The organism is Piscinibacter gummiphilus (genome assembly GCF_002116905.1).
GTDB classification, from domain to species: domain Bacteria; phylum Pseudomonadota; class Gammaproteobacteria; order Burkholderiales; family Burkholderiaceae_C; genus Rhizobacter; species Rhizobacter gummiphilus.
Genome location: NZ_CP015118.1, coordinates 6,336,020 through 6,358,379 on the forward strand (window position 1 = coordinate 6,336,020; position 22,360 = coordinate 6,358,379).

General features: G+C 67.9%; 20 protein-coding genes. 5 read left to right on the forward strand and 15 right to left on the reverse strand.

The window, feature by feature from the left end; all coding sequences use genetic code 11:
- The first annotated feature begins 6 nt into the window (after window positions 1–6).
- The 3 genes from A4W93_RS29065 (at window position 7) to A4W93_RS29075 (ending at window position 2,191) form a co-directional block, all read left to right on the forward strand.
- Window positions 7–927 carry a LysR substrate-binding domain-containing protein gene (locus tag A4W93_RS29065; protein ID WP_085753929.1) on the forward strand — a complete coding sequence of 307 codons (921 nt, stop codon included), beginning with the start codon at window positions 7–9 and terminating at the stop codon, window positions 925–927.
- Between the two features lie 89 nt (window positions 928–1,016).
- Window positions 1,017–1,550: a Dps family protein gene (locus tag A4W93_RS29070; RefSeq protein WP_085753930.1), complete on the forward strand. Its 534-nt coding sequence runs from the start codon at window positions 1,017–1,019 to the stop codon at window positions 1,548–1,550.
- 11 nt (window positions 1,551–1,561) lie between these two features.
- Window positions 1,562–2,191: a DJ-1/PfpI family protein gene (locus tag A4W93_RS29075; RefSeq protein ID WP_237357645.1), complete on the forward strand. Its 630-nt coding sequence runs from the start codon at window positions 1,562–1,564 to the stop codon at window positions 2,189–2,191.
- A 30-nt stretch (window positions 2,192–2,221) separates the two neighbouring features.
- Here the strand turns inward: A4W93_RS29075 and A4W93_RS29080 are convergent, their stop codons facing one another.
- The 8 genes from A4W93_RS29080 to A4W93_RS29115 form a co-directional block, all read right to left on the reverse strand.
- Window positions 2,222–2,806, reverse strand: a complete 585-nt coding sequence (locus A4W93_RS29080; protein WP_179951340.1) for a PIN domain-containing protein — start codon at window positions 2,804–2,806, stop codon at window positions 2,222–2,224.
- Window positions 2,806–3,276, reverse strand: coding sequence for an excisionase family DNA-binding protein (locus A4W93_RS29085; protein ID WP_085753932.1), 471 nt, complete (start codon window positions 3,274–3,276; stop codon window positions 2,806–2,808). The genes A4W93_RS29080 and A4W93_RS29085 overlap by 1 nt, the downstream gene beginning before the upstream one ends.
- A 108-nt stretch (window positions 3,277–3,384) precedes the next feature.
- Window positions 3,385–5,286 carry a PAS domain-containing hybrid sensor histidine kinase/response regulator gene (locus tag A4W93_RS29090; protein ID WP_085753933.1) on the reverse strand — a complete coding sequence of 634 codons (1,902 nt, stop codon included), beginning with the start codon at window positions 5,284–5,286 and terminating at the stop codon, window positions 3,385–3,387.
- A 67-nt stretch (window positions 5,287–5,353) separates the two neighbouring features.
- Entirely contained in the window at window positions 5,354–6,904 is a 1,551-nt protein-coding gene (locus A4W93_RS29095) for a SpoVR family protein (RefSeq protein ID WP_218919234.1), read from the reverse strand.
- Window positions 6,905–6,930: 26 nt separating this feature from the next.
- Entirely contained in the window at window positions 6,931–8,202 is a 1,272-nt protein-coding gene (locus tag A4W93_RS29100; RefSeq protein WP_085753935.1) for a YeaH/YhbH family protein, read from the reverse strand.
- A 34-nt stretch (window positions 8,203–8,236) separates the two neighbouring features.
- Complete coding sequence (locus tag A4W93_RS29105) at window positions 8,237–10,159, reverse strand: PrkA family serine protein kinase (protein ID WP_085753936.1); 1,923 nt, start codon at window positions 10,157–10,159, stop codon at window positions 8,237–8,239.
- A gap of 420 nt (window positions 10,160–10,579) precedes the next feature.
- Window positions 10,580–11,473 carry a ParB/RepB/Spo0J family partition protein gene (locus tag A4W93_RS29110; protein ID WP_085753937.1) on the reverse strand — a complete coding sequence of 298 codons (894 nt, stop codon included), beginning with the start codon at window positions 11,471–11,473 and terminating at the stop codon, window positions 10,580–10,582.
- 21 nt (window positions 11,474–11,494) lie between these two features.
- Window positions 11,495–12,061 (reverse strand): RBBP9/YdeN family alpha/beta hydrolase, encoded by a 567-nt coding sequence (locus tag A4W93_RS29115; protein WP_085753938.1) that lies wholly within the window; start codon window positions 12,059–12,061, stop codon window positions 11,495–11,497.
- A 45-nt stretch (window positions 12,062–12,106) separates the two neighbouring features.
- On the opposite strand from A4W93_RS29115, the gene argC reads away from it, so the two are divergent.
- A complete protein-coding gene (gene argC, locus A4W93_RS29120) occupies window positions 12,107–13,048 on the forward strand; it encodes an N-acetyl-gamma-glutamyl-phosphate reductase (protein ID WP_085753939.1) in 942 nt (313 codons plus the stop codon).
- A gap of 78 nt (window positions 13,049–13,126) precedes the next feature.
- On the opposite strand, the gene A4W93_RS29125 is transcribed toward argC, so the two are convergent.
- From A4W93_RS29125 to mnmG, 4 genes are read right to left on the reverse strand one after another with little or no spacing between them, the layout of a single operon-like run.
- Window positions 13,127–13,912, reverse strand: coding sequence for a ParA family protein (locus tag A4W93_RS29125; RefSeq protein ID WP_085753940.1), 786 nt, complete (start codon window positions 13,910–13,912; stop codon window positions 13,127–13,129).
- 40 nt (window positions 13,913–13,952) lie between these two features.
- Window positions 13,953–14,573: a LysE family translocator gene (locus tag A4W93_RS29130; protein WP_085753941.1), complete on the reverse strand. Its 621-nt coding sequence runs from the start codon at window positions 14,571–14,573 to the stop codon at window positions 13,953–13,955.
- A complete protein-coding gene (rsmG, locus tag A4W93_RS29135) occupies window positions 14,570–15,217 on the reverse strand; it encodes a 16S rRNA (guanine(527)-N(7))-methyltransferase RsmG (RefSeq protein ID WP_085753942.1) in 648 nt (215 codons plus the stop codon). Before rsmG ends, A4W93_RS29130 begins: the two co-directional genes overlap by 4 nt.
- A complete protein-coding gene (mnmG, locus tag A4W93_RS29140) occupies window positions 15,204–17,180 on the reverse strand; it encodes a tRNA uridine-5-carboxymethylaminomethyl(34) synthesis enzyme MnmG (RefSeq protein WP_085753943.1) in 1,977 nt (658 codons plus the stop codon). Before mnmG ends, rsmG begins: the two co-directional genes overlap by 14 nt.
- Window positions 17,181–17,328: 148 nt before the next feature.
- Between mnmG and A4W93_RS29145 the strand changes: the two genes are divergently transcribed.
- Entirely contained in the window at window positions 17,329–17,628 is a 300-nt protein-coding gene (locus tag A4W93_RS29145) for a YkgJ family cysteine cluster protein (protein ID WP_085753944.1), read from the forward strand.
- On the opposite strand, the gene A4W93_RS29150 is transcribed toward A4W93_RS29145, so the two are convergent.
- The 3 genes from A4W93_RS29150 to A4W93_RS29160 are packed head-to-tail and all read right to left on the reverse strand — an operon-like array spanning window position 17,629 to window position 22,309.
- The gene (locus A4W93_RS29150; RefSeq protein ID WP_085753945.1) at window positions 17,629–18,891 is read right to left on the reverse strand and encodes an HD-GYP domain-containing protein; all 1,263 of its coding nucleotides are present in this window, start codon (window positions 18,889–18,891) and stop codon (window positions 17,629–17,631) included.
- A gap of 9 nt (window positions 18,892–18,900) precedes the next feature.
- Window positions 18,901–21,030, reverse strand: a complete 2,130-nt coding sequence (locus A4W93_RS29155; RefSeq protein WP_085753946.1) for a peptidase domain-containing ABC transporter — start codon at window positions 21,028–21,030, stop codon at window positions 18,901–18,903.
- Between the two features lie 31 nt (window positions 21,031–21,061).
- Window positions 21,062–22,309, reverse strand: coding sequence for an HlyD family secretion protein (locus A4W93_RS29160; protein ID WP_085753947.1), 1,248 nt, complete (start codon window positions 22,307–22,309; stop codon window positions 21,062–21,064).
- Window positions 22,310–22,360: the final 51 nt, after the last annotated feature.

The following is a 22,360-nucleotide window of genomic DNA, read 5'->3' on the forward strand; positions in this document are numbered from 1 at the left end:
GGGGGCATGACGCTCACCGAATTGCGCTACATCGTTGCCGTCGCCCGGGAGAAACACTTCGGCCGCGCCGCCGAGGCCTGCTTCGTCTCGCAGCCCACGCTGAGCGTGGCCATCAAGAAGCTGGAAGACGAACTCGAGGTCAAGCTCTTCGAGCGCGGCGCCAACGAGGTGACGGTCACGCCGCTCGGCGAGGAGATCGTGCGCCAGGCCCAGACCGTGATCGAGGGCGCGGCCGGCATCAAAGAGACGGCCAAGCGGGGCAAGGACCCGGTGTCCGGCCCGCTGCGCCTCGGCGTGATCTACACGATCGGGCCGTACCTGCTGCCCGATCTCGTCAAGCAGGCCATCGACCGCGTGCCGCAGATGCCGCTGATGCTGCAGGAGAACTTCACCGCGAAGCTGCTCGACATGCTGCGCACCGGGGAACTCGACTGCGCGATCATGGCCGAACCGTTCCCGGACACGGGTCTGGCCGTGGCCCCGCTGTACGACGAGCCGTTCATGGTGGCCGTGCCGAAGACCCACGCGCTGGCCAAGCGCAAGCACGTGAGCGCCGAGGAGCTCAAGCAGGAGACCATGCTGCTGCTCGGCACCGGCCACTGCTTCCGCGACCACGTGCTGGAGGTGTGCCCGGAGTACGCCCGCTTCTCGAGCGACGCCGAGGGCATCCGCAAGAGCTTCGAGGGCTCGTCGCTCGAGACCATCAAGTACATGGTGGCCTCGGGCATGGGCGTGACCGTGGTGCCGCAGCTGAGCGTGCCGAAGGACACCCAGCCGCACGTGCGCTACATCCCGTTCAGCGCGCCGGTGCCCACGCGGCGCGTGGTGCTCGCGTGGCGCCGCACCTTCACGCGCTACGAGGCCATCGCCGCGTTGCGCAATGCCATCTATGCATGCCAGCTCGACGGCGTGCATCGGCTTTCCTAGCCCCGTAGGAGGAGGCCGCGTCCCCTCCCTTCGGACTTATCAACTTGTCCGTCCGTCGTTAGACTGTTTCGATCGAATCCGGAGTCCCCATGGCCAAGAAACTGAAGACCGCCCAGGAAGCATCCAAGCTGGCACCCGCCGCCGGCACCGTCGCCGTGCACATCGGCATCAGCGACAAGGACCGCAGCACCATCGCCGGCGCCCTGAGCAAGCTGCTCGCCGACACCTACACCCTGTACCTCACCACCCACAATTTCCACTGGAACGTGACGGGCCCCATGTTCAACTCGCTGCACGCGATGTTCATGGCCCAGTACACCGAGCTGTGGAACGCCGTGGACCCCATCGCCGAGCGCATCCGCGCGCTGGGCCACACCGCCCCCGGCTCGTACGGCCAGTTCGCCGCGCTGTCGTCGGTGCCCGATGCGCCGGCCACGCCCCCGAAGGCGCTCGAGATGGTGCGTGTGCTCATGAGCGGCCACGAAGCCGTGGCCCGCACCGCGCGCAGCATCTTCCCGCTGGCCGACAAGGCCAGCGACGAGCCCACCGCCGACCTGCTGACGCAGCGCATCGCCATCCACGAGCAGACCGCGTGGATGCTGCGCAGCCTGCTGGAAGAGTAAGAGGCCCCACCGTGCCGCCGACCCCGATGCGGGTGGCCATCGTCGTCTTCGACGGGTTCAGCGAACTCGACACGTTCATCACGTTCGGGTTGCTGAACCGGCTGGGCACCAGCGGCTGGAAGGCCGAACTGGCGGCGCCGTCGGCGCGTGTCACCTCGATGGGCGGCGTCACCGTCGACACGCCGCAGCCCCTCGAATTCGCCAACGAGGCCGGCGCGGTCGTGTTCCCCGGCGGGCTCTACAGCCGCGCCATCGCCGAGAACTCCGCGGTCATCGACCGCCTGCAGCTCGACCCCGTGCGCCAGCTCATCGGCGGCCAGTGCTCCGGCACGCTGCTGCTGGCCCGCCTGGGCCTGCTGGCCGACCTGCCGGCCGCCACCGACGTGGCGAGCAAACCCTGGATGGTGCAGGCGGGCGTGCGGGTGGCCGACGACACCCCGTTCCACGCCCGCGGCCCCGTGGCCACGGCGGGTGGCGCGTTCGCGGCGCATTACCTGGCGACGTGGCTGATGTGGAAGGGGGCGGGGCTGGAGGCGGCCACGCAGGCCCTCCAGCAGACCGCGCCCGTGGGGCAGAAGGACGACTGGACCGAGCGGCTGCTGGCGGTGGTGCGACCGCATGTCGGGGCCGTCCCGGGCTGAACGACGCCTCGAAACGTCGCCCGGCTCAGATCAGTTCCGCTGCTTCGCGGAGTCGAACTGCGGTCGCGGGCAACCCCCACGCTCCATGGCCGACGCGAAGTCCTCCGCCGAGGCCTGAGGCCTGCGCCAACGTGCACGCATCCGCTTGAACGCCGCGATCACGGCGATGGCATCGAGGTCCCACTGGTGAACGAGGAACCGGTCCGGATCGATCACCTCGATGCCGAACCGCGAGACGATCGCCTCGGGGAAGTGCTTGAGGTTGGACGTCACGATGCAGTCGGCATGCCCGCCGATCGCAGCAGCGAGCACATGGACGTCACCCGGGTCGGGCATTCCACGCATGACCTCGCCTTCCGCGAAATTTCTCCAGGTGGATTCGGTCACCTCCCAATCGGGAACGGCGTCACGCATCGCATCGCGCCGAGGTTCGAGTCGTCCTGCGAGGTCCGGACGATTGCGCACCAGCGCATTCATCCATTCGCGTTCGATCTGCAGCGTCCACTTCGCCGCGTAGAGGGATGTGGCCGCGACACTCATCAGTGAGTCCGCGATGGCGAGCGGGTAGAGCACGCACGCGTCGAGCAGCGCTGTGTAGCGCGCGCGGCCAGCCATCAGTATTCCAGGCCGAGGTCCTGATTCGCCTGCGCCAGGCGGTCGAGCGCAGCGGACTGCTTTTCCCTCATCGCGCGGCTGTACGCCTGGAGGTCCTCGAAGGCGATGCGCCGGTGCGTGCCGACCATGCGGTGGCGCAGTCTGCCCTCGTCGATTTCCTTCACGACGAAGGGTCTGGACACGTTCAGGAAGTGCGCCGCTTCCACGGTGGTGAACTCGCGCTGCGCGGGCACCAGCGTGACGGCCCGTCCTTCGCTCATGGCTCCGAGCAACTGCCCGATGAGCTTGAGGGCCGCCGGAGGAACTGCGACGGAGGGGTGCTCGCCGTGGTCGGTGGTGAGAACGATGGAGGCCGCTTTCGAGCGATCGAGCGCTTCCATGATGCAGCGCTGGGCGACTCGGGCCATTTCCATGTCGGGCTCGCTCAAAGTGGGCACGGGCGCCCCGCGCGAACGATCTTCGGTGTGCATGGTGAAGGCATCCTGGAAAGGCACCCTCTGCTTGGAGGGTGCCTTTCCAGGATAAGCCAAACCACCATCAAACGCAATAAGTGCAACAACTGCAATGATTGCTCGCCCCTACGCCATCAACGCGTCCAGCGCCTCCAGCGTCTTCCGCAAGTCCAGCGGCTTCGTCCAGTAGTCCTTGAACCCCGCCGCCAGCGCCCGCTGGATGTCGGCGCTGAGTGCGTCCGCCGACACCGCCACCGCCGGGACCCCGGCGAGCACGGGCTGCTCCCGCAGCCGCCCGAGCAGCGTGACCCCATCGACGTCCGGCAAGCCCAGGTCCAGCAAGAGCAGAGCCGGGGGATCGGCCAGCGCCTTCTCGAGCCCTTCGGCCCCGGTGCCGGCCACCTCCAGCGCCAGCGACGGCCGCAGGTCGAAGATGGCCTGCATCAGCATCACGTTGACGCTGTTGTCCTCCACGTAGAGCACCCGCCGCGGCGCCCCGGACGGCGTGGGGGGCGGGGCGGTGTCGATGGGCACGGGGTCGGTGCGCGGCGGCGGTTCGCCGTCGGCCGGGTCGGGTGCGGGCAGGCGCAACGTGAAACACGTGCCCTGGCCGGGCTCGCTCTCGACCGACAGGTGCCCGCCCATGCGTTCGGCCAGCCCCCGCACGATGACGAGGCCCAGGCCGCTGCCCTCCGTGGCACCCTGTTCGGCGCCGAGCCGGTTGAACGGCTCGAACAGGTGGTCCATCTGCGAGGGCGTGAAGCCGCTGCCGGTGTCGCGCACGTCGATGCGCACCTCGCGGGTCCGCTTGAGGGGCGAGGCCGCCAGCGCCACCTGGCCGCCGCTGCGGTTGTACTTGATGGCGTTGGTCAGCAGGTTGACGAGGCACTGCACGAGGCGGCGGCGGTCGGCCATCACGCGCAGCGTGGTGTCGACCTGGATGCGCAGCGCGATGCCGGCCCGCTGCGCCATCACCTCCACCATGCCGAGGCTTTCCTCGACGACGGACAGCAGGTCCAGCGGCTGCAGCTTGAGCGGCAGGCCACCGCTCTCGATGTGGGTGAGGTCGAGCACCTCGTTGATCAGCGACAGCAGGCTGCGGCCCGCGCTTTCGATGTGGTCGAGCTGGCGGCGCTGGTGGGGCTTCAGGCCGAGCGCGTCGTCGGCCGACAGCAGCTGCGCGAAGCCCAGCACGGCATTGAGCGGCGTGCGCAGTTCGTGGCTGATGCGCGCGAGGAACTCCGCCTGTGCACGGCCCGCCTGCTCGGCGACCGCCTCGCCCTGGCGCGAGTGCTCCAGCGCCTTGCGCTCGGTCACGTCGTACAGGTAGCCGTGCCACAGCACGCCGCCGTCGGGCAGGGCCTGCGGCGACGAGCGGCCCTCGAGCCAGCGCTCCTTGCCGTCGACGATGACACGGAAGCAGCTGTCCCAGCGCTCGAGCGTCCGGGCCGACGTCATGATGCTGGCCTCGAGCCCCGGCCAGTCGTCGCGGTGCACGCGGTAGGCGAGGCGTTCGGCAGACACGCGCACGTCCTCCGCCGTGACACCGAACAGCTCCTGGATCGCCTCGCTCGCATACGGGAAACCGCTGGTGCCGTCGGGACGCAGCAGGTACTGGTAGACGAGGCCCGGCAGCCGCTCGGCGGTGCGGGCGGAGACGAGCTGCGGGTGGACCTCGGGCTGCTCGGGCAGGCGCACCACCACAGCCACGTTCCGGCCGGCCGCACCATCGGCCTCGTGCACCACGTTCCAGAGCGACCGGACGTCGACACCGGCGCGCGAGCGCAGCGTCAGTTCCACGTCGTCCGCCCGGCCGGTGTGGTGCAAGGGTTCGAACACCACGTCGGGGCACACGAGCCGCGACGGGGGCGACAGCAGGTCGGTCAGCAGCGCGCCGACAGGTTCGTCCGGCCCCCAGCCGAGCCATTCGCGCAGCCGGCCGTTGAGTGAAAGCAGTTGCCCACCGTCGTCGAACGACAGCAGACCGCAGGGAGGATCCCGCGGGGCGGACGGGGGCAGGGTAGGCAACACGTCGTCGAACGGTCGACGCTCCCCACCCGGACGGCAGCGGGGGGACGGATCCGGGCCGGGTGGTTCAGGGGGGCGGAGCGGGCACCGACCAGCGTTTCGTGACGTCGCCGGTCCCGTTGACACTCTCGAGCTGAACGCCGAACCCCCACAGGCGGGCGACGTGTTTCAACACCTCCTGGGCCCCATCGTGCAGCGGCCGGTCGTCGTGCTGCGTGTGGCGCAGCGTCAGCGAACGGTCGCCGCGCAGGTTCACGTTCCAGACCTGGATGTTGGGCTCGCGGCTGCCCAGGTCGTACTGGTGGGACAGGGCCTCTCGCACGCGCCGGTAGCCCTGCTCGTCGTGGATGGCCGACACCTCCAGCTCCGACTGCTTCTCGTCGTCGACGATGGCGAACAGGCGGAACTCGCGCATCAGGTTCGGCGAGAGGTACTGGCCGATGAAACTCTCGTCCTTGAAGTTGCGCATCGCGTGGTCGAGCGTCTCGAGCCAGTCGCTGCCCGCGATGTCCGGGAACCACTGGCGGTCTTCTTCCGTGGGGTTCTGGCAGATGCGCTTGATGTCGGTGTACATCGCGAAGCCGAGCGCGTACGGGTTGATGCCGCTGTAGCCACGGTCGCCCACGCGGGGCTGGTAGACCACGTTCGTGTGGGACTTGAGCCACTCGATCATGATGCCGTCGGTCAGGTGGCCGTCGTCGTACATGGTGTTGAGCAGGTGGTGGTGCCAGAACGTGGCCCACCCCTCGTTCATCACCTGCGTCTGGCGCTGCGGGTAGAAGTACTGCGCCACCTTGCGCACGATGCGCACGATCTCGCGCTGCCACGGTTCGAGCAGCGGCGCGTTCTTCTCGATGAAGTACAGCAGGTTCTCCTGCGGCTCCTCGGGGAAGCGGCGGGCGGTGGATTCCTCCGCGGCCTTCTCGGGCCGGGCGGGCAGGGTGCGCCACATGTCGTTGACCTGGCGCTGCGCGTAGGCCTCGCGGTCCTTGCGGTCGGCGAGCTCCTGCGCGAGCGACTTGCGGCTCGGGCGGCGGTAGCGGTCCACGCCGTGGTTCATCAGCGCGTGGCAGCTGTCGAGCAGGGCCTCGACCGCGTCGAGGCCGTGGCGCTCCTCGCAGTCGGCGACGTAGTTCTTCGCGTAGACGAGGTAGTCGATGATGGACGACGCATCCGTCCACATGCGGAACAGGTAGTTGCCCTTGAAGAAGCTGTTGTGGCCGTAGGCCGCGTGGGCGATCACGAGGGCCTGCATGCCCATCGTGTTCTCCTCCATCAGGTAGCTGATGCAGGGGTTGGAGTTGATGACGATCTCGTACGCGAGGCCCATGTGGCCGCGCCGGTAGTTCTTCTCGGTGGAGATGAACTCCTTGCCGTAGCTCCAGTGCCGGTAGTTCACCGGCATGCCGACGGACGCGTACGCATCCATCATCTGCTCGGCGGTGATGATCTCGAGCTGGTTCGGGTAGGTGTCGAGGCCGAAGCGTTCGGCCGTGGCCTTGATGCGCTCGTGGTAGCGCTCGATCAGCTCGAACGACCAGTCGCTGGGGGCGGGCAGGGGTTCGGCCGCCTTCGGCGGCGGGCGGATGTCGGCGGCGCGCATGGCGCGGCGCAGCATCGGATCGATGTCGGCGGGCACAGCACTCATGCCGCGGCTCCTTCCTTCTTGAACAGATCGCGGAAGACCGGGTAGATCTGGGAGGCCTCGGTCACCTTGCGGATCGCGAAGGCCTTCGAGTCGGCCGACAGCGCGCTGTATTCGTCCCACAGATTCTGCTCCTCCTCGGCCACCTGCACATAGGCGAAGTAGCGGCAGAGCGGGAGGATGTTGTTGGCGAGCAGTTCGCGGCAGCGGCCGCTGTCGTGGTGCCAGTTGTCACCGTCGCTCGCCTGGGCGCCGTAGATGTTCCACTCGCTGGTGGGGTAGCGGGCGCGGGCGATCTCCTCCATCAGCACGAGGGCGCTCGACACCACGGTGCCGCCGGTCTCGGTGGAGTGGAAGAAGTTCTGCTCGTCCACCTCCTGGGCCTGCGTGTGGTGGCGGATGAAGACGATGTCGATGCGCTCGTAGTGCCGCGTCAGGAACAGGTACAGCAGGATGAAGAAGCGCTTGGCCAGGTCCTTGCGCGCCTCGTCCATGGAGCCGGAGACGTCCATCAGGCAGAACATCACCGCCTTGGCCGTGGGCACCGGCACGCGCACGCGGCTGCGGTAGCGCAGGTCGATGGGGTCGAGGTAGGGGATGCGGCCGATGCGGGCGCGCAACACGGCGATGGCGGCCTCGACCTCGGCGATGGCCTCGGTGTGGTCGCCGGCGGCCGTCTGCAGCTCGATGAGCCGCTCCTCGAGTGCGAGCAACTCGCGCCGGGCATCGGACCCGAGCGCGATGCGCCGGCCGATGGCCCCGCGCATGGAACGCACCACGTGCAGGTTGTTGGGCGTGCCGTCGCTGCTGTAGCCGGCACGGTGGGTCTTGAACTCGGGCGTCTCGGCGAGCGTGGTGCGGGCGAGGTTCGGCAACGCGAGGTCGTCGAAGAACACCTGCATGAACTCCTCCTTGGTGAGGTGGAAGACGAAGTCGTCGTCCCCCTCGCCGGAGTCGCTCGCCTGGCTGCCGCCCCCGCCACCCGCGCCACCCTTCGGGCGTTCGATGCGGTCACCCCGCACGTAGTCCTGGTTGCCGGGGTGCACCATCTCGCGCTTGCCGCCCTGGCCGTGGCCGAAGACGGGCTCGGCGATGTCGCGCCGGGGGATGTGGATGTCCTCCCCCTGCGCCATGTCGCGGATGCCGCGGCCGTCCACGGCCCGCTTCACCGCCTCGCGGATCTGGTCCTTGTGGCGGCGGAGGAACCGTTCGCGGTTGCCGATGGACTTGTTCTTGCCCGCGAGTCGTCGATCGATGATCTGCTGGAACATGCGACTCCTTCAGGTTGTCCGGGGATCCTCCGTGTCAGGAACTCTTGCGGACGCGCAGGTACCACTCGCAGAGCAGGCGGACCTGCTTCGGCGTGTAGCCCTTGGCCACCATGCGGGTGACGAAGTCCTCGTGCTTCTTCGCCTCGTCGGCGCTGGCCTTCGCGTTGAAGCTGATGACCGGCAGCAGTTCTTCCGTGTTCGAGAACATCTTCTTCTCGATCACCGTGCGCAGCTTCTCGTAGCTCGTCCACACCGGGTTGTTGCCCGCGTTGTTGGCCCGCGCGCGCAGCACGAAGTTGACGATCTCGTTGCGGAAGTCCTTCGGGTTCGCGATGCCGGCCGGCTTCTCGATCTTCTCGAGCTCGGCGTTCAGCGAGGCGCGGTCGAACACCTCGCCGGTGTCGGTGTCGCGGTACTCGTGGTCCTGGATCCAGTAGTCCGCGTACGTGACGTAGCGGTCGAAGATGTTCTGGCCGTATTCGCTGTAGCTCTCGAGGTACGCGGTCTGGATCTCCTTGCCGATGAACTCGGCATAGCGGACGGCGAGGTGTTCCTTGATGAAGGCGAGGTACTTCTGCTCGACCTCGCTCGGGAACTGCTCGCGTTCGATCTGCTGCTCGAGCACGTACATCAGGTGCACGGGGTTGGCCGCGACCTCGGTGCTGTCGAAGTTGAAGACCTTGCTGATGATCTTGAAGGCGAAGCGCGTGGAGATGCCGCTCATGCCTTCGTCGACCCCGGCGTAGTCGCGGTACTCCTGGAAGCTCTTCGCGCGCGGGTCGGTGTCCTTCAGGTTTTCACCGTCGTACACCAGCATCTTGGAATAGAGGCTCGAGTTCTCGGGCTCCTTCAGGCGCGTGAGCACGGCGAACTGGCTCATCATCTTGAGCGTGCCCGGCGCGCACGTGGCCTGCGACAGCGACGAGCCGCGCAGCAGCTTCTCGTAGATCTTGACCTCTTCGCTCACCCGCAGGCAGTACGGCACCTTCACGATGTAGATGCGGTCGAGGAAGGCCTCGTTGTTCTTGTTGTTGCGGAAGGTCTTCCACTCGCTCTCGTTGCTGTGGGCCAGCACCACGCCGTCGAACGGGATGGCGCCGAAGCCTTCGGTGCCCTTGTAGTTGCCTTCCTGCGTGGCGGTGAGCAGCGGGTGCAGCACCTTGATGGGCGCCTTGAACATTTCCACGAACTCGAGCAGGCCCTGGTTCGCGAGGCACAGGCCGCCGGAGTAGCTGTAGGCATCCGGGTCGTCCTGGGCGAAGGTCTCGAGCTTGCGGATGTCGACCTTGCCGACCAGCGAGCTGATGTCCTGGTTGTTCTCGTCACCCGGCTCGGTCTTCGCGATGCCCACCTGCTTGAGCACCGACGGGTAACGCTTCACGACGCGGAACTTGCGGATGTCGCCGCCGTATTCGTCGAGGCGCTTCACGGCCCAGGGCGACAGCACGCGCTGGAGGTAGCGGCGCGGGATGCCGTATTCCTTCTCGAGGATGGGACCGTCTTCGATCGCGTCGAACAGGCCCAGCGGTGTCTCGTTCACCGGCGAGCCCTTGATGGCGTAGAAGGGCACTTCCTGCATCAGCGACTTGAGGCGTTCGGCAATGGAGGACTTGCCGCCGCCCACGGGGCCGAGCAGGTAGAGGATCTGCTTCTTCTCTTCGAGGCCTTGCGCCGCGTGGCGGAAGTACGAGACGACCTGTTCGATCGCGTCTTCCATGCCGTAGAACTCGGCGAAGGCCGGGTAGACCTTGATCACCTTGTTGGCGAACAGGCGGGACAGGCGCGGGTCGTTGCGCGTGTCGATGGTCTGGGGCTCGCCGATCGCCTTGAGCATGCGTTCGGCGGCAGTGGCATAGGCCACGGGATTGCGCTTGCACTCGGCGAGGTACTCTTCGAGAGAGAGTTCCTCTTCCCGCGTGCGTTCGAAACGGGCGGTGAAATGGCTGATCACATCCATGCTGACCTCCTAGCATCAGGACAACCGTGCGGAGGGGCCACCTCTGCACCGTTGGGGGAAGTTCTGATGAAGCCCGTGGTGGGGGACTCCATCAGAGCTTTCCTTCAGGGTCGGCTCAGTTCATGTCGTTCAGTCGATTCCGTTCGGCGGTGTCTCCGGGTTCGGCTTTCGTTTCGCGTGCTTCCGTTTTACCAAGTTTGCTCAAGCTTCGGTGATCGTGGTGACCATGATGCCCCCATAAGCGGGGCTTTTGCACAACTGATGCACAACTGATCGCGGCTTACCTTATGAGCAGTGTGCATCCATCTGCGAATCGGCGCATGCTGCGAATGAGTGAGCCACGGACACGGGCGGAGTTCCCTCGGTGAATGCGCTGTCAACCGCCCGCGGCCTGCTCGCTCACGGTTCCTGTAGCACGTGTCATTCCTGCTTCAGGCCGAGCTTGATCAACAGGCCATTGAGCTCGTCGAGCGAACCGAACTGGATGGCCACCTCACCCTGTTCGCCACGCTTGGTGCGCTTCTTCACGCGGATCTCCACCGCGGCCGTGAGCGTGTCGGACAGCTCCTCCTCGATGCGGGCGATGTCGCGCGGCTTTTCCTTCGCGACCCGGATCAGCGGCTGCTGGCGGCCGGCCACGGCACGGGTGACGAGCTTCTCGGCATCGCGCACGCTGAGCTTGCGGGCCACGATCTCGCCCGCGCTCAGGATCTGCTGTGCACCATCGAGCGGCAGCAGGGCACGGGCATGGCCCATGTCGAGGTCGCCGGCCATCAGCATCTGCTGCACGGGTTCGGCGAGGTTGAGCAGGCGCAACAGGTTGCTGGCGGCGCTGCGCGAGCGGCCCACGGCCTGTGCCGCCTGCTCGTGCGTGAGGTGGAACTCGTTGACGAGGCGGGCGATGCCCTGGGCCTCTTCGAGCGGGTTCAGGTCTTCGCGCTGGATGTTCTCGATGAGCGCCATGGCCGCGGCGGACTCGTCGGGCACCTCGCGCACCAGCACGGGCACCTCGTCGAGGCCGGCCAGCTTGGCCGCGCGCGAGCGGCGTTCGCCCGCGATGATCTCGAACTTGTTCGGGCCCACCGGCCGCACGAGGATGGGCTGCATGATGCCCTGCGCGCGGATGCTCTCGGCCAGCTCGTAGAGCGAGCCTTCGTCCATGCGCGTGCGCGGCTGGTACTTGCCGGGCTGCAGCTGCGTGAGCTTCAGCGTGCGGGGCGTGCCGTCGTCGGCGGGGATGGGAACGTCGCTGACTTTGGGGCCGAGCAGTGCTTCGAGGCCGAGGCCGAGGCCTTTGGGTTTCTTGGTGACCATGCGCGCATTCTCGTTGATCGATCAGGCCCGTTCCGCCAGGGACTGCAGCAATTCGCGTCCTTCGGGCCAGGCCGCGAGACCCGAATCGCCGTTGATGTGGCCCCGCGCGCCCACCGCGACGGTCGTGGCGCCCCAGGCCGCGGCCATCTGCAGCGCACGCGGTGCGGTGCAGTACGGGTCGTCGTCGCTGTAGACCACGGTGGCGGGGAAGGGCAGCGGGCGGCGCACGATGCTGCGCCACGTGGCGAGTTGCGGGGGCAGGTCGTCGCGGTCGAGGTCGGGCGGGGCGACCAGCAGCGCGCCCGCCACGCGGCCCGCGTGCTGCGAGTGCCCGGCCCATGCGGCGGCCAGGTGGCAGCCGAGACTGTGTCCCACGAGCAACACCGGGCCCGGCTCGGCGAGCACGGCCTGTTCGAGCTGGCTCATCCAGTCGCCCCGTTTCGGCCAGTGCCAGTCGTCCTGTTCCACGCGGGTGTCGCCGTGAGCGGCCTCCCACAGCGTCTGCCAGTGGTCCGGACCGGAGTTGAGCCACCCCGGCAGAAGAAGCACGCGGCGTGCGGGCTTCGCATCATTGTCACGATCGGTCATCGGCGTGGCTTATCCTTCACGACTCAGCAAACGAGGAAATCGACCATGAAGTATCGGGTGTTTGTCGACGGGCAAGAAGGCACCACCGGCCTGCGCATCAACGAGTACCTGGCCGCGCGCCAGGACATCGAGGTGCTCCGCATCGACCCCGACCGCCGCAAGGACCCCGCCGAACGTGCCCGCCTGCTCAACGCGGCGGACGTCGCGTTCCTGTGCCTGCCCGACGCCGCGTCGCGCGAGGCGGTGTCGCTCATCACCAACCCCAACACGTGCGTGATCGACGCCAGCACGGCGTTCCGCACCGCCCCGGGCTGGGCCTTCGGCCTGCCCGAGCTGGCCCCGGAACAGCGCGACCTGATCCGCAAGACCAAGCGCATCGCGAACCCGGGCTGCCACGCCACGGCGTTCATCCTGCTGCTGCGCCCGCTGGTCGATGCCGGCCTGATCCCGGCCAACACGCCCATCAGCGCGACGTCCATCACCGGCTATTCCGGCGGCGGCAAGAAGATGATCGAGGAGTACGAGGCCGGCAACAACCCGACGCTGGACGCGCCGCGCCCGTACGCGCTGGGCCTCGCGCACAAGCACCTGCCCGAGATGACGGCCCACACCGGCCTGCTCTCCACGCCGGTGTTCATGCCCATCGTGGGCCCGTTCCTCAAGGGTCTGGCGGTGAGTGTGCCCTTGCATTTGTCGCAACTGCCGGCCGGTGTCACCGCCGAGAAGCTGCAGGAGGCCTTCGCGAAACGCTATGCCGGCGAGCGGTTCATCCGCGTCATGCCGGTGCGTGACCCCGCCACGCTGGCCAACGGCTTCTTCGACGCCCAGGCCAACAACGACACCAACCAGGTCGACATCTTCGTGTTCGGCAACGAGACGCAGGTGGTGCTCATCGCCCGCCTGGACAACCTGGGCAAGGGCGCCAGCGGTGCGGCGGTGCAGTCGATGAACGTGCACCTGGGTGTGGACGAGGGGCTGGGCCTTTAAAGCAGCAGCGTCATCCCGGCGAAGGCCGGGACCCTGTGCGGAGGCCGAAGGTCCCGGCCTTCGCCGGGACGACGATGCTTACGCCGGCACCGCCGGCGCCGGCTGCTGGACCCGCTCCACCATCTCGCGGGCGAAGTCGATGAAGGCCAGCGCCCCCTTCGACGCCGGATCGAACACCACGCCCGGCAGCCCATAGCTGGGCGCCTCGGCCAGGCGCACGTTGCGCGGGATCACGGTGTTGAACACCTTGTCCGCGAAGTGCGTCTTGAGCTGGTCGCTCACCTGCTGCTGCAGCGTGATGCGCGGGTCGAACATCACCCGCAGCAGGCCGATCAGCTGCAGGTCCGGGTTCAGGTTCGCGTGCACCTGCTTGATGGTATTGACGAGGTCGCTCAGGCCTTCGAGCGCGAAGTACTCGCACTGCATCGGCACCAGCACACCGTGGGCGCTGCACAGGCCGTTCAGGGTCAGCAGGCTCAGCGACGGCGGGCAGTCGATCAGCACGAAGTCGTACTGGTCGCTCACCGCTTCCAGCGCGCCCTTGAGCCGGCGGTCGCGGCGCTCCAGCCCCACCAGGTCGACCTCGGCACCGGCCAGCTCCCGGTTCGCACCCAGCACGTCGTAGCCCACCTGTTCGCTGTGCTGCTTCGCTTCGGCGATGGACGCGCTTTCCAGCAGCACGTCGTACACGGTCAGCGGCAGGGCCCGCTTGTCGACGCCCGAGCCCATCGTGGCATTGCCCTGCGGGTCGAGGTCGACGATCAGCACCCGCTGCCCGATCTTGGCGAGGCCCGCGGCGAGGTTCACGGTGGTGGTCGTCTTGCCGACGCCGCCTTTTTGGTTCGCGACACAGAAGATGCGCATGGGAGGTTCCAGGGGTCGGGCGAGGGGAGGGATTCTTCGATCAGTTCGTGGTCAGGCGGATGCCGAAGGCCACGAGGCACAGGCCGGCCACACGCTGCAGCCACTTTGACAGGCGCCGGTGCGCCTTCACCTTCGCCGACACCGCGTGCGCGAAGGCGCACAGGGTCAGGCAGTAGGCGATGGTGATCAGCGCGATGGTCGCCGCCATCGCGGCAAAGGTGACCAGGCCGCGGTGGGTCGTCGGGTTGATGAACAGCGGGAAAAAGGCCATGTAGAAGACGATGGCCTTCGGGTTCAGCAACGTGATCAGGAATCCCTGGCGGGCGTAGTGCCGCGGTTCGATGTGGACGGGCGAACGGGTGCTGCCTTCCTTCGCGAAGATCAGGTTCAGGCCGATCCAGACCAGGTAGGCGGCACCACCGTACTGAACCACCTTGAATGCCACCGGGTGCGAGGCCAGCAGGGCAGCGACGCCGGCCACCGCCAGCCACAGCAGCACCTGGTCGCCACACATCACGCCGAAGGTGCAGCCGGCACCGGCCCGGAAGCCGCCCTTGCCGGTGGACGTCAGCAGCGCGAAGGTGCCCGGGCCGGGCAGGGCGAGGAACAGCAGGACGGCGGCGCAGAAGGAGCCGTAGTCCGAAATGCCGAAGACGTTCATGGCCGTTGCCTCATCCAGACGAGGCAGCGCTCGGCATCCAGGCCGGGCACCACCAGTTGTTCCACGTGAAACACATCCACCGACGGGGGCAGGGCGGCGGTCTCGTCCGCCGGCGCTTTGCCCTTCATCGCCATCCACACGCCGGACGGCAGAAGGTGCTGCGAGGTCAGGTTCGTGAAATCCACCAGCGACGCGAACGCGCGGGAGGTCACCACGTCCACGGGCTCGATCTTCATCGACTCCACACGCGCATGTTGTGCCGAGAGGTTGCGGAGGCGCAACTCACTCGCCACCTGCTGGATGAAGCTGGCCTTCTTGCCAACCGTGTCGACACACGTGACCTGCAACTGGGGCAGGGCGATGGCCAGCACCACGCCGGGAAGCCCGGCCCCGCTGCCCACGTCGAGCACGCGCGCCGGGCGATCGCCCACGTGGCGGCGCAGGGGGTCGACCACGGACAGGCTGTCGAGCAGGTGCAGGGTCAGCATCTCCGCCGGGTCCCGCACGGCGGTCAGGTTGTAGACCTTGTTCCACTTGCCGATCAGGGCCAAGTAGGCGAGCAGGGCGGATTGCTGCCCCTCGTCCAGGGACAGATTCAGGGCCGCGAGGCCGGCGGCGAGCGCCTGCGACTCAGGCGGCTGCATCGTCGGTGGGCCGGGTGGTGGTGTCGTTTGCGGCGAATCCCTGGAAGCGACCCTTTTTCAGGTGGATCAGCAGCAGGGAGATCGTGGCCGGGGTGATGCCGGAGATGCGCGAGGCCTGGCCCAGGGTTTCCGGACGCTGGGCCGCGAGCTTCTGCCGAGCCTCGAAACTCAGGGCCGTGACCTTGCTGTAGTCGAGTTCGGCCGGCAAGCGCAGGTGCTCGAAATGGGCGGCGCGCTCCACGTCCTCGTTCTGCTTGTTGATGTAGCCCGCGTACTTCACGCTGATCTCGACCTGCTCGATCACCGTGTCCGCCAGTTCTTGCCCGAACTCCTGGACCAAGGTTTCACGTGAAACACCGGCCAGGGGACGAGCGATGGCGGCAATCTCTTCGAGCGTGTCGAAGGTGACGTTCGGTCGGCGGAGCAGGTCGGCCAGGCTGTACTCGTGTTCGAGCGCCTTGCCGAGCAGCGCTTCGGCATCGGCGGCGGGCAGGGTGCTCGGCTGGACCCACGTGGACTTCAGCTTCTCTGTTTCACGTGAAACAGCATCGCGCTTCCGGTTGAAGGCATCCCAACGGGCGTCGTCCACCAGGCCCATCTCGCGGCCGACTTCGGTCAGGCGCGCGTCGGCGTTGTCCTCGCGCAGCTGCAAACGGAACTCGGCCCGGCTGGTGAACATGCGGTACGGCTCGGTCACGCCCTTGGTGATCAGGTCGTCCACCAGCACACCCAGGTAGGCCTGGTCACGGCCTGGGGTCCAGGCCGGCTTGCCCTGGACCTGCAGCGCGGCGTTCAGCCCGGCGAACAGCCCCTGGGCCGCCGCCTCTTCGTAGCCGGTGGTGCCGTTGATCTGGCCGGCGAAGAACAGGCCACCGATGGACTTGGTCTCGAAGGTGGCCTTCAGGGCGCGCGGGTCGAAGTAGTCGTACTCGATGGCATAGCCGGGGCGCAGGATGTGGGCGTTCTCCATGCCGATCATGGAGCGCACGGCCTGCAGCTGGATGTCGAAGGGCAGGCTGGTGCTGATGCCGTTCGGGTAGAACTCGTTCGTGGTCAGGCCCTCGGGCTCCAGGAAGATCTGGTGCGAGTCCTTGTCCGCGAACCGGTTGATCTTGTCCTCGATGCTGGGGCAGTAGCGCGGACCCACGCCGCCGATGATGCCGGTGAACATCGGGCTCCGGTCGAAGCCGGAGCGGATGATGTCGTGGGTGCGCTCGTTGGTGTGCGTGATCCAGCAGGGCACCTGGGTCGGGTGCATCGCGGTGTCGCCCATGAAGCTGAACACCGGCACCGGATCCAGGTCGCCGGGCTGTTCGGTCAGCTTCGAGAAGTCGATGGAGCGGCCGTCGATGCGCGGCGGGGTGCCGGTCTTGAGGCGGCCCTGCGGCAGCTTCAGTTCCTTGAGCCGGGCCGACAGCGACACCGCCGGCGGGTCACCGGCGCGGCCACCCGAATGGTTCTGCAGGCCGACGTGGATCTTGCCGTCGAGGAACGTGCCCGCCGTCAGCACCACCGCGCGGGCGCGGAAGCGGATGCCGACCTGCGTCACCGCACCCACCACCCGGTCGCCCTCGACCATCAGGTCGTCGACGGCTTGCTGGAAGAGGGTCAGGTTCGGCTGGTTCTCGAGGCGGCGGCGGATGGCGGCCTTGTAGAGGATGCGGTCGGCCTGGGCACGGGTGGCGCGCACGGCCGGGCCCTTCGAGCTGTTGAGGATGCGGAACTGGATGCCCGACTCGTCGGTGGCCAGCGCCATGGCGCCGCCGAGCGCGTCGACCTCCTTCACCAGGTGGCCCTTGCCGATGCCGCCGATGGACGGGTTGCAGCTCATCTGGCCGAGCGTCTCGATGTTGTGGCTGAGCAGCAGCGTGCTGGCGCCCATGCGTGCGGACGCCAGCGCGGCTTCCGTGCCGGCATGGCCTCCGCCGACGACGATCACGTCGAATTCGTGGGGGTACAACATCAAGAGCTCCGGGGGAAAAAGGGGCCGCGGCTACACCGGAATGCGGGAGCGGGCAAGACGTGAATTTTAGGCTCTGGGCCCTTCGCCGTCACGGCCTGGGGACACCCCGGCGCCCCCGAACGTGGTGTCCGCAGCGAATAATGTCGGGATGTCCGACCGCTCGACCGCCCGACCCGCTCCCCACGCTTGCCGACCCGGGTGTGGCGCCTGCTGCATCGCCCCGTCCATCTCGTCGCCGATCCCCGGCATGCCGATGAAGGACGGCATCAGCAAACCCGCCGGCGTGCGCTGCATTCAGCTCACGACCGATGACCGCTGCGCCATCTTCGGCCACCCGGACCGGCCCGCCGTGTGTTCGTCGCTGAAGCCGGACCCGGACATGTGTGGCGACTCGCGGGAGCAGGCGATGCGCTGGCTCGGGTACGTCGAGACCGCGACGGCGCCCTGATCAGTCGCGCCCCGCCATCAGCCCCTTCCACAGCGGCGCCACCCGGAACTTCTCCGCCTCACCCAGCCGGTCGCTGACCAGCAGGCATTCCCGCTGCACGCTGCGCATGCGCTGGCGCAGCTCGGCGTGGGCCAGTTCGAGCTCGAAGCGTTCGGCGTCCGGCGCGTCGCCCGCGGACACCCGCCACAAGCCCAGCGCGTTCCAGGCCACGCGGAGCCGGTCGAGCCGTTCCATCGCCTGGGTCACGACGGTGATCACCGGGATGGAACGCCCCTGGTCGTGCAGTTCCTGCCCGAGCTGGCGCGCCTGCAGCAACTGCTGGTCGATGTCGGCGAGCTGCTGGTACAGGTCGATGGAGGTGGCCTGCCGGCCCGGCATCTCACCGGCCTCGCGTGCGGCGTCCCACACGAACGACGCCCAGGCCGGATCGAACTCGCCCGGCACCACCCGCATCGCGAAGCTCGCGCGGCTGAGTGGCGCGTCGGGCCAGCGCAGGATGCCGAGGGTGACCTCGGTGACGGCCAGCACACGGCCCAGCGTCGAGATCTCGTCGCCGGCCAGCCGCGCCGGGTACCCCGACCGGTCGAGGCGCTCGTGGTGTTCGCCCACGGCACGGGACAGCACCGACGGGTAGTCCGTCAGCGTGCTCAGCAGCATCTGCCCGACCCGCGGGTGGATCACCAGGTGCTTGTGGCCCATCAGGTCCAGCGGCTGCAGGTAGTCGAGGTACTGCGGGTGGATGTAGACCTCGCCGATGTCGTGCAGCAGGCCACCCAGCATCGCCAGGCGGATGTCCTGCACCGAACCCTGGCGGCTGGCGATCATCGCGCCGGCCAGGCCCATCGCGGCCACCGCATGGCGCAGCGTGGCGGGGCGGGTGGCCACCGACGCCGTGAGCATCAGCTGCACCACCGAGTGCAGCGGGATGTGCTGCAGCTGCTCCAGCAGCGTGCCGGCCCACGGGCGCACGGATTTGGCTATCGGATGCTCTTCATCGATGAACTTCTTCAAATCGGCGAGCAGCGAAAACGGCGTGACCCCGTCCTCGGCCATCAGGCACACCTCGAGCGGGTTCTGCAGCCGGCGGTCGAGCAGCCGCTGGTGCAGCGCCGCGGACACCGCCTGGCCCTGCGCCCACAGCTTCACGCCCCGGATGTCGACGATGTCGCGCGACGCGACGATCGAGTGCTGTTCACTCGCCTTCACCAGCGCCGCGAGCGCGTGCGGGTTCGGTTCGCTGCCCGCCCTCTGGAATGCGTACATGGCCGCGGGCTATCGCGACGCCGCGTTGACGCTGCGCAGGTCCTGCGTCACGTTGCCGTCTTTCAGCACGATCACGCGGCCGGCGGATGCGATGGTCTCGGGCCGGTGGGCCACGATCACCCGCGTGAGTTCGAGCTGCTTGATGGCCTGGTTGACGAGGCGCTCGCGGTCCACGTCGAGGGCGCTGGTGGCCTCGTCGAGGAACAGGATCTTCGGCCGTTTGTAGAGCGCCCGCGCGAGCAGGATGCGCTGCTTCTGGCCGCCCGAGATGCTGGCACCCATGTCGCCGATCAGCGTGTGGTAACCCATGGGCATCGCGACGATCTCGTCGTGCACCGCGGCGAGTTGCGCGCATTCCTCGGCCCACTCGGGGTCGGGCTGGGCGTCGAAGAAGCAGATGTTGTCGGTGATGGAGCCCGCGAACAGCTGGTCGTCCTGCATCACCGTGCCGATCATGTCGCGCCATGCGCGCAGGCCCAGCTGGTGCAGCGGCACGCCGCCCACCTTCATCTCGCCGGCCTGCGGCACGTGGATGCCCAGCATCAGCTTGAGCAGCGTCGTCTTGCCGCAGCCCGACGGCCCCACGATGGCGACGGACTCGCCCGGCTCGATGGAGAAGCTGAGGTCGGTCAGCACGTCGGGCTCGGAGTCGGAGTAGCGGAAGCTGACGTTCTGCAGCTCCAGCCGCGGCTCGACCTTGCGCTCGCGCACGTCGCGCCCGCCACCCACCTCGGCCTCGGGCGCCGACAGCACGATGTCGGCGAGCCGCTCGCCCTGCAGCCGCAGCATCTTCAGCTCGACGAGCTTGTCGATCAGGCCGCTGACCCGAACCGCGAACTGCTCCTTGTAGGCGAAGAACGCGAACAGCATGCCGACCGAGAAGCGGTGGTCCATGACGAGGAGGGCGCCCACCCAGATCACCGCGATGCGCTCGAGGCCGAACACGAGCTTGTGGATGACGCCGAACATCAGGTCGAGCTTGCGCGTGGCGAGGTTGGCGTTCATCGCGTCGACCACGCGGTTCATGAACTGCGACTGCCGGTCTTCCTGGCGGTTGAACAGCTTGATGGACTGCACGCCGCGCAGCGATTCGAGGAAGTGCGTCTCGCGCTTGGCGTCGTGCACGATGCTCTCTTCGGTGGCGTCGCGCAGCGGGCGGAAGAAGGCCCAGCGCAGCAGCGCGTACACCGCCACGCAGCCGATCGCGATGCCGCTCAGCGTGCCGCTGTAGACGAACATCATGCCCAGCGTGAGCATCACGAGCAGGCCGTCGAGCACGGCCTCGATGAAGCTCGTGGTCATGGTCTGCTGGATGTGCTGGATGGCGTTGAAGCGCGACATCACGTCGCCCGTGTGCCGCTTCTCGAACCAGCTGACCGGCAGCCGCATCATGTGGGCGAACACGTTGCTCAGCCACTGGAGGTTCAGCGTGGACGACAGGTACAGCACGGCCCACGAACGCACCGCGCCGGTGGCCACCTGGATCAGCACGAGCAGGCCGAAGCCGATGCCCAGCGTGACGAGCAGGTCGCGGTCGGCGCTCACGAGCACCGAGTCCACCACCCACTGCAGGAAGAAGGGCGCGAGCAGCATGAACCCCTCGAGGGCCAGCGCCAGCACGAAGATCTGGATCAGCGAGCGCTTGAGCCCGGTCACGCGGCCCAGCAGCTGCTCGAGGCTGATGTGCTGCTTCTCCACCTTCGGGCGGAAGTCGGCCGCCGGAACCAGTTCCATCGCGATGCCGGTGAAGTGTTTCGACACCTCGCTCATCGGCAGGCGGCGCACGCCGCGGGCCGGGTCGTGGATCACCGCGACGTTGCGGCGCACCTCGACGAGCACGACGAAGTGGTTCAGGTCCCAGTGCAGGATGCACGGCGTCTGCAGCTGGGGCAGGTGATCGAGTTCGGCGCGCAGCGGCCGCGCGTTGAGCTGCAGCAGGCCGGCGATGCGCACGAGGTCGGCGAGGGACGCGCCCTTGGCCGACAGCGAGAAGCGCTCGCGCAGCGTGGGCAGGTCGATGCGCAGGCCGTGGGCCGACGCGCACATGGACAGGCTGGCGAGGCCGCACTCGGCGGCCTCGGTCTGCAGCACGAGCGGCACGCGGCGCGTGGCGAATCCGAACTTCAGCGAATCGAGCATGGTGTGTTCCGGCACCGGGGGCACAAGGGCATCACACCCGTCCTGTGAGGCTCAGCACGGGTTCGAAGATCCATTCGAGCAGGCGGCGGCGGTCGAGCAGCACGTCGGCCTCGAGCTGCATGCCGGGCGACAGCGCCTGCGCCTGACCGTAGGCCTGCACCGCCTGCCGGTCGAGCGCGACGGTGATGCGGTACATGGGTTCCTGCGCGGCGCCACCCGGCAGCCCGCTGAGTTCCGAGGCCGGCAGCGGCGTGCGCGAGACCTGCAGCACGTGGCCCGACTGGTGGCCGAACTTCTGGTACGGGTAGGCTTCGTAGCGCAGCAGCACGGGCTGGTCGGCCCGCACGAAGCCCATCGCGCTCGACGGAGCGAAGAGGTGGGCCTGCAGCGATGCGCCGGCCGGCACGATGTTCGCGAGCACCGCCTGCGCCATCACGGTCTGCCCGGGTTCGGCCGACACCGCCGTGACCGTGCCGCCCTGCGGCGCACGCACCACGAGGCGGCGGCGCGCCTCGTTCTCGGCGGCCTCCTGCGCCACTTCGGCGAGGTCGCGTTCGATCTCACCCTGTTCGGCGAGTTCGGCGAGGGGCAGCTCGCGCTGCTTGGCCTCGGCCACGAGGATGTCGCTCTGGTGGGCGGTGCGCTTGCCTTCGAGCGAGGCGAGCTGGCCTTCGGCGAGGCGCAGGTCCTGCGCCTTCTCGACCAGCGACACAGCTGCCACGTAGTTCTGCTTGACCAGCGCTTCCTGCCGTTCGAGCAGCTGCTTCGCGCCGGCCACGCGGGCCTGCTGCGAGACGATCTCGTCGTCGAGCTGCTTGAGCTGGCGACGCATGTTCTCGAGCTGGCGGGCCGAGGCACTCACACGTGCGGCCTGCAGTTCCTGGCGCAGCTTGCTCGCGGCGTTGAGGCTGCGCTCGCGCCGCGCGAGGCTCGCCTGCACGGCCTCGTGTGCATCGCCCTGCGTGGTGGCGCGGTCGAGCGACAGCACGAACAGCACGTCGCCCTGCTTCACGACCTGGCCTTCGACGGCATGCCGTTCGACGACCTGTGCGAGCTGGGGCGACGTGAGGCGCATCACGCCGAGGTCGGGCACGAGGTAACCGGTGACCCGCGCCTTGCGCGTGTACTCCCCGAAGCTGAAGTACAGCGCCACCGCGACGGCACTGGCCGCGACGAGCACGGTCAGCACCGTCAGGGACACGGGGCGGATGAGCTGGATGCTGCCCAGCCAGCCCTGACGCCGGCCTTCGGCGACCTCAGGGCGAAAGAGGCTGGACATGTGAGAGAACGCTCCGAAACGACGCGGTTGCGGTCTTCAGAGTGTCAAGGA